We start from the raw sequence: 6,641 nt of genomic DNA, 5'->3' as shown, positions 1-6,641 counted from the left end.
ACCGACGAGATGGAGACGGTGTGATGTCCGGCGTGTTCGACTACCTGCGCCTCGAGGTGCGCCGCACCCTGCGCGACGTGGGCTTCGTGATCGGCGGCATCGCGATGCCGGTGATGATGTACCTGCTGTTCACCAACCTCGGCGAGAACGACCCGGACTGGCGCACCGCCTCCATGGTCGGCATGGCCGCGTACGGCGCGGTCGGCTCGGCGCTGAACACCGGCGGCGGGGTCGCCGAGGACCGCGCGGTGGGCTGGCTGCGGCAGCTGAGGGTGACCCCGATGACGCCGCGCCAGGTGGTCGCGGGCCGGGCGCTGACCGGTTCGGTGACGGTGCTGCCCGCGATCTGCGCGGTGCTGCTGGCGGGCGGGCTGGTCAACGGCGTACGGCTGCAGGCGTGGCAGTGGGCGGCGACCGCGCTGCTGCTGTGGCTGGGCTCGCTGCCCTTCACCCTGCTCGGGCTGGGCAACGGCTACGGGCTGACCGCGCAGACCACGGGCGTGGTGAACATGGTGTGCAACCTGGGGCTCGCGGTGCTGGGCGGACTGTGGTTCCCGGTGTCCCTGTTCCCGCACTGGCTGCGCGCGGTGTCCGCGTACACGCCGACGCACCGGTTCGCCGACCTCGGCCTGGCGGTGACCGAGGGGCACGCGCCGGCGGCGGGCGCGGTCCTGGTGCTGGCGGCCTGGCTGCTGGCGTTCGGCTCGTACGCTGTGCTGTCCTACCGCCGCAACGCGGGCACGGTCTGAGCGGGGGTGCGGAAGATGAGCGGGTGCGAGGAGACGCGGGCGGGCCGCTGGGCGTGGCGGGCCCGGAAGCGGGACGAGCAGGCCGGGCCGCCCCCCACCGGTTTCACGCTGCTGCCGTGGCTGCTGATGGGGCTGGGCTCCCTGTCCAACGTCCTCCAGGGCAAGACCGCCAACCCGTGGGTCGGCGGGATCGGCCTGTTCACCTTCAACTCGCTCTACATCTACGTCGTCTTCCGCGCCTTCGACAAGGAGCGGCGCGAGGCGCCGTCCACGCGGCTGGCGCTGCTGCTGATGGCCCTGCTGACGACCGGTCTGGCGCTCGGCTACGGCGGCAGCTGGCTGCTGTTCTTCCCGCTGCTCGGGCTCGCGGCGGGCGCGGCGCTGCGCGGGCCGTGGCTGGGCAGGGCGGGGCTGCTGCTCACGGTGCTCGCGGGCGCGGTCTCCGCCTACCGCGAGGGCTGGAACGGCATCAACATCGCCTACGGCACCTTCCTGTCCAGCATGGTGACCGCCGCGATCCTGGGCCTGAGCGAGGCCGTACGGGAGCTGCGGGCGGCGCGGGAGGAGTTGGCGCGGCGGGCGGTGGAGGAGGAGCGGCTGCGCTTCTCGCGCGACCTGCACGACCTGCTGGGCCACACCCTGTCGGTGATCGTGGTGAAGTCGGAGGCGGCCCGGCGGCTGGCGCCCCGGGATCTGGACGCGGCGCTGAGCCAGGTCACCGACATCGAGTCGGTGGGCAGGCAGGCGCTGACCGAGATCCGCGAGGCGGTCACCGGCTACCGGGAGGGCAGCCTGAGCACGGAGCTGGACCGGGCCCGTTCGGCGCTGACCGCGGCCGGCATCGAGCCGGTGGTGCGCCGCTCCGGTCCCCCGCTCACCCCCCGGACGGAGGCCCTGCTGGGCTGGGTGGTCCGCGAGTCGGTCACCAACGCCGTGCGCCACAGCGGCGCGACCCGCTGCGAGATCACCGTCCACAGCACGGCGGACCACGCCCGCCTCACCGTCTCCGACAACGGCGACGGCCATGACGGCGACGGGAGCGGCGGTGACGGGAGCGGCGGCCGTGCGCCGGACGCGGCCTCCGGCGGTGTCGGCGGCACCGGCCTGAAGGGGCTGACCGAGCGCCTCGCGGCGGCGGGCGGCTCACTGCGGGCCGGTCCGTCGCCGCGCGGCGGCTTCACCGTCACCGCCGAACTCCCCTCCGATCAGGCGGAGTCGGCGGAGGCCGAATCGGTTACGGCGACCAGGGCGACGTGATCCGCCAGCTGACGTCGTCGGCCCAGGAGGTGGCGCTGTCGAAGGCGTTGGAGCCGCCGTCGCTCGCGATGTAGACGCCGTAGTCGTAGTGGCGCAGGTACCGGGCCGGGTAGTTGTACGAGGCGAAGGACGTCGTCCCCGATCCGCTCCGGCCGGTCGTCGGGCAGAAGGTGGCGTCGGCCCGGAACAGCGCGGTGCCGTCCATGGGGGCGCGGCGGAGCCGGTAGTCGGAGTGGCGCAGGAAGTCGCCCGGGTAGTCGCGCGACTCGAAGGAGACGCAGGAGGCGGCCGCGCCGCTCGCCAGTGCCCGGCGGACGATCCAGGTGGCGTCGCCCCGGTCCGGGCTCGAACTGCTGGAGCTGACCGGGGAGATGACGGCCGCGTCGTTCTGGTGGCGGACGTAGTCGGCGGTGCAGCAGGCGGTCGTCGCGCCCAGCGAGATCTCCGAGCCGGGGGTGAGCGTGCCGGTGCTGCCGGTGGGACCGCCGTAACCGACGGAGACGATGTCGGCCTGTACGGCGTCGTCGGCGGCGTCGGTGGGGATGCCGGAGGTCATCACGCCCTCGAAGAAGGACCCGATGGAGCCGTTGCTGTTGTCGCCGCCGGTGCCGAGGACGATGGCGCCCTCCTGGTGCATGGGCGAGTAGCCGGAGGCGGTGGGTTCACCTCCGGAATAGGTGGTGGTGAGCCGGCCGGACTGGGCATTTCCGTATTTCAGCGCGAAATGGTTCCGGCCGTTGTTCTTCAGCAGCGCGGTGACGAACGGCAGGGGCCCGGTCCCGGTGTTGGAGGTGTTCCTGCTGTAGCCGGCGTCGGACTGGAAGAGACCGTTCTCCAGATCGGCCTGCACCCAGGGGCCCTGGCCGTAACAGGGCGAGAACCAGCACTCGGTGCCGAAGTTGATCGCGTCCATGTGGCCGTTGCCGGTGTCCATGTTGTTGGTCTCGGCGTTGCCGTAGTCGAAGCAGCAGCGGTTGTTGACGTGGGTGCCGGAGGTGACCATGTACATCCCCTCGGCCTGGCCGTTCACGGCGACGCCGGAGGTGGAGTTGTCCCGGTAACCCATGCCGGCGGAGATCTCCAGACCGTAGACCTGGTGGCCGCCCACGGTCACCGGCAGGGCGTCGGCGGGCGCGCCCACGTCCGCCGCGCCGGCGCCTCCCGCGCCCTCGACGGTGAGGTCGTTGTGCCGGGGCGACTGGTCGTGGATCTCGGTGATGACGCAGGTCGTGCCGGTGCAGAAGGAGTCCTGGGCGGCCGCGTTCGCATAGCCGCCGGCCGTCAGCGGGCCGATGTCCGCGGTGGCGCCGTCGGAGGCCCGCCGCACCTGGTAGAGCGGGCCGTCGTACGAGGCGTACAGCGCGCGCACGAGGCTGTGCGCGGCCACGCACGGGGTGCCGGCGGCGCCGTAGACGTCGCAGGGCAGCGACCCCGCGGCGGCGGCCGGCGGGGCGCCGGCGCCCACGACGAGCGCGGCGACGGTGGCGAGTGTGGCGAGGACACCGAGGACGGCCTTTCTCAGCCGCCGGTGACACGAGCGCGGAATGGACACGGATGCACCTCTTCGCTTCCTGGTGGGGCAGTGCTTCGAGATACCGGGCGTTCGGAATACCGGCCGTTCGGAATACCGGCCGTTCGGGATATCGGGCGTTCGGGATATCGGGCGTTCGGGATACCGGGCGTCGTTCGATCGAAATACCGAACCTATTCGACCGATGGAATTCCGGAAATTCAGAGGCGATTGTTTTGGTGCGACCGTGCGCCGTCAACCCCTGCGGCGGCGGACAATGAGAAGTCTTTGACCGGCCGGCCCTGCCCTACGCTGGGGCCGTGACCGAGATGCCACGGGACCACCGGCCCGCCAAGTCCATTCGCGTCCTGCTCGCGGAGGACCAGCAGATGATGCGGGGCGCGCTCGCGCTGCTGCTCGGCATGGAGGACGACATGGAGGTCGTGGCGCAGGTGCCGACCGGAGACGCGATCGTCGGCGCGGCGCTCACCCACTGCCCCGACGTGGCCCTGCTCGACATCGAACTGCCGGGCCTGAGCGGCCTGGACGCGGCCGCGCGGCTGCGCGAGGAGGCGCCCGGCTGCCGGGTGCTGATACTGACGACGTTCGGCCGCCCCGGCTATCTGCGCCGGGCCATGGAGGCGGGCGCGGCGGGCTTCCTGGTCAAGGACGGCCCGGTGGAGGAACTGGCCGCCGCGATCCGCCGGGTGCTGGCCGGGGAGACGGTGGTCGATCCGGCCCTCGCGGCCGCCGCGCTCAGCGCGGGCCCCAGTCCGCTCACCGCCCGCGAGTGCGACGTACTGAAGGCCTCCGCGGACGGCGCGACGGTCGCCGACGTCGCGGCCGCGCTGCACCTGTCGGAGTCCACCGTCCGCAACTACCTGTCCTCCGCGATCGGCAAGACCAACACCCGCAACCGAGCGGAGGCCGTCCGCGAGGCCCGCCACCAGGGCTGGCTGTGACCCTCCCGGGCTCCCCCCGGACGCTTTGCCGTACGCGCCCGCCTCTACGCGGCCCTGCGTGCCGTGCGCGGCAGCCAGGCCCACATCAGCAGCGCGCCGGCCACCAGCGTCACCGCCGCCGTGCGGAAGGCCAGAGCGTAGCCGTCCGTGAGGGCCTCGGGCGTGGCCCGGCCGGCCGTGCGGGCCGCGGCAACGGTCGACATGACGGCCAGTCCGAGGGAACCCCCCATCGTCCGCGAGGTGTTGACCAGACCCGAGACCACTCCCGCGTCGCCGGGCGCCGCCCCGGAGGTGGCCAGCGCGGCCAGCGGTGTCGCGGCCAGACCCGCGCCCAGCATCATCAGGACGCCGGGCAGCATGATGGCGGTCGGATACGCGCCGTCCGCGCGCATCGTCGACTGCCAGGCGAACCCGGCGGCCGCCAGCAGGGTCCCGCCCACCGCCACCCCGCGCGCCCCGGCCACCGGCATCAGGCGCGGGGCCAGCTTGGAGCCGAGGACGACGGCCAGCGAGCTGGGGACCAGGGCGAGTCCGGCGTCCAGCGGGGAGTAGCCGAGCACGTTCTGGGCGTAGAGGGTCATGAAGAACCACATGCAGAACATGGCCGAACCGCACACGAACATGGCCGCGTTGGCCGACGCCACCGAGCGCAGGCGCAGCAGCCCGAGCGGCATCAGCGGGGCGGCCGTGCGGGCCTCGACGGCGAGGAACAGCGCGACGAGCGCAAGACCCGCGAGCAGCGGCCCGAGGGTGGCGGCGGCCGTCCAGCCCTCGGCCCCGGTCCGCGAGATGCCGTAGGCGAGGCTCGCCAGGCCCGCGGTCACCAGCAGCGCGCCGGGCAGGTCGAGCCTGCGCCCGCCGGGCGCCCTGCTCTCGGTCAGCCACCGCAGCGAGCCGGCCAGCACCACCGCGCCGACCGGCACGTTGATGAGCAGCACCCACCGCCACGACAGGCCCTGCACCAGCAGTCCGCCGACCAGTCCGCCCGCCGCGCCGCCGCCCGCGCCGACCGCGGTCCAGGTGGCGATGGCCCGCGCCCGGGCCGGCCCCTCGGGCACGGCGGCGGTCAGCAGCGTGAGGGTGGAGGGCGCGAGCACCGCCGCCCCGAGCCCCTGCGCGGCCCGCGCCAGCAGCAGCTGCCAGCCGTCCTGGGCCAGTCCGCCGCCCAGTGAGGCCAGCGTGAACAGGGCGAGCCCGACGAGGAACATCCGCTTGCGCCCGTAGAGGTCGCCGGCCCGGCCGCCGAGCAGCATGAACCCGGCGAAGGCGATCGCGTAGGCGTTGACCACCCATTGCAGGCCCGGGGCGCTGAGCCCGAGGTCGGTGCGCATGGACGGCAGCGCCACGTTGACGACGGAGACGTCGAGGACGACCAGGAACTGCCCGGCGCAGGCGAGGGCCACCACGAGCCAGGTGGGCGGGGGCCCGGTGCGGCGGGGGCGGGATATCGGGGTGACGTCGGCGGCTTCGAGCATGGGTGTCATGCTCTCAACCCGGCCGCGCCCCTTGCATCGGGATTTCGCACCGTCCCGCCCGGGCCGCTGGTCCTACGACCTCCGGTCCCGCGGTCGCGCCCCGTTTCGGCCGTGCCCCGTTTCGGTCGTGCCCCGTTTCCCGAAGCCCCCGTCCCGTCCCTCGGCCCTCGCGGTCACTTCCTCATGGAATGGTCAAGAAATCGTTAGTACGCCGAAGCATCGGAATAGTTGCCCGTGCATACAAGGTTCCCCCAGCACCCGTCCCGTACGGACGGCCGCACACTCACCACCTCAAGGCCCGGAGGCCTCACTCCATGACGCACACACCGACCGAACGGCCCGCACGGAGCGCGAGCGGGGCCGTCGTCCCGGTGCTCGCCTTCGCGGGCATCGTCGTCGCGGTGATGCAGACCCTGCTCGTGCCGGTCATCAAGGACCTGCCGCAACTTCTGGACACCTCGCCCAGCAACGCCACCTGGGTCCTGACCTCCACCCTCCTCTCGGGCGCCGTGGCCACGCCGATCATGGGCCGCCTCGGCGACCTGTACGGCAAGCGCCGCATGCTGATCGCGAGCCTCGCCGTGATGGTGGCCGGCGCGCTCGTCAGCGCGCTCACCAGCACCCTGCTGCCCATGATCGTGGGCCGCACCCTCCAGGGCTTCGCCATGGGCGCGATCCCGCTCGGCAT

General features: G+C 73.0%; 6 protein-coding genes. 4 read left to right on the top strand and 2 right to left on the bottom strand.

The window, feature by feature from the left end:
• Positions 1-32: 32 nt before the first annotated feature.
• Together IE249_RS01230 and IE249_RS01225 are read left to right on the top strand one after the other, a co-directional pair.
• Positions 33-749, top strand: a complete 717-nt coding sequence (locus tag IE249_RS01230) for an ABC transporter permease (protein WP_189703210.1) — start codon at positions 33-35, stop codon at positions 747-749.
• A gap of 15 nt (positions 750-764) precedes the next feature.
• Positions 765-2,006 carry a sensor histidine kinase gene (locus IE249_RS01225; RefSeq protein ID WP_189702866.1) on the top strand — a complete coding sequence of 414 codons (1,242 nt, stop codon included), beginning with the start codon at positions 765-767 and terminating at the stop codon, positions 2,004-2,006.
• On the opposite strand, the gene IE249_RS01220 is transcribed toward IE249_RS01225, so the two are convergent.
• Positions 1,984-3,558 (bottom strand): alpha-L-arabinofuranosidase B, encoded by a 1,575-nt coding sequence (locus IE249_RS01220; protein WP_189702865.1) that lies wholly within the window; start codon positions 3,556-3,558, stop codon positions 1,984-1,986. The two genes, IE249_RS01225 and IE249_RS01220, sit on opposite strands and share 23 nt — an antisense overlap.
• A gap of 287 nt (positions 3,559-3,845) precedes the next feature.
• Here IE249_RS01220 and IE249_RS01215 point away from each other — a divergent pair, with 287 nt between their 5' ends.
• Positions 3,846-4,478 (top strand): response regulator transcription factor, encoded by a 633-nt coding sequence (locus IE249_RS01215; protein WP_189703209.1) that lies wholly within the window; start codon positions 3,846-3,848, stop codon positions 4,476-4,478.
• 44 nt (positions 4,479-4,522) lie between these two features.
• Here IE249_RS01215 and IE249_RS01210 read toward each other — a convergent pair whose 3' ends face one another.
• Complete coding sequence (locus IE249_RS01210; protein WP_373304318.1) at positions 4,523-5,962, bottom strand: MFS transporter; 1,440 nt, start codon at positions 5,960-5,962, stop codon at positions 4,523-4,525.
• A gap of 305 nt (positions 5,963-6,267) precedes the next feature.
• Between IE249_RS01210 and IE249_RS35810 the strand changes: the two genes are divergently transcribed.
• Positions 6,268-6,641, top strand: a 374-nt coding sequence (locus tag IE249_RS35810; RefSeq protein WP_229857166.1) for an MFS transporter, incomplete at its 3' end; no start/stop codon positions are given.

The organism is Streptomyces anandii JCM 4720 (assembly GCF_014650655.1).
In the GTDB taxonomy this organism is placed as follows: domain Bacteria; phylum Actinomycetota; class Actinomycetes; order Streptomycetales; family Streptomycetaceae; genus Streptomyces; species Streptomyces anandii.
Note: the sequence above shows the minus strand (reverse complement) of the source record. Positions and strands in the feature narration are given on the sequence as shown.

Excerpts from the sequence above, each read along its gene's own strand:
- IE249_RS01225 (WP_189702866.1), top strand. The coding sequence starts at position 765 with ATGAGCGGGTGCGAGGAGACGCGGGCGGGCCGCTGGGCGTGGCGGGCC.
- IE249_RS01215 (WP_189703209.1), top strand. The coding sequence starts at position 3,846 with ATGCCACGGGACCACCGGCCCGCCAAGTCCATTCGCGTCCTGCTCGCG.
- IE249_RS01210 (WP_373304318.1), bottom strand. The coding sequence starts at position 5,962 with ATGACACCCATGCTCGAAGCCGCCGACGTCACCCCGATATCCCGCCCC.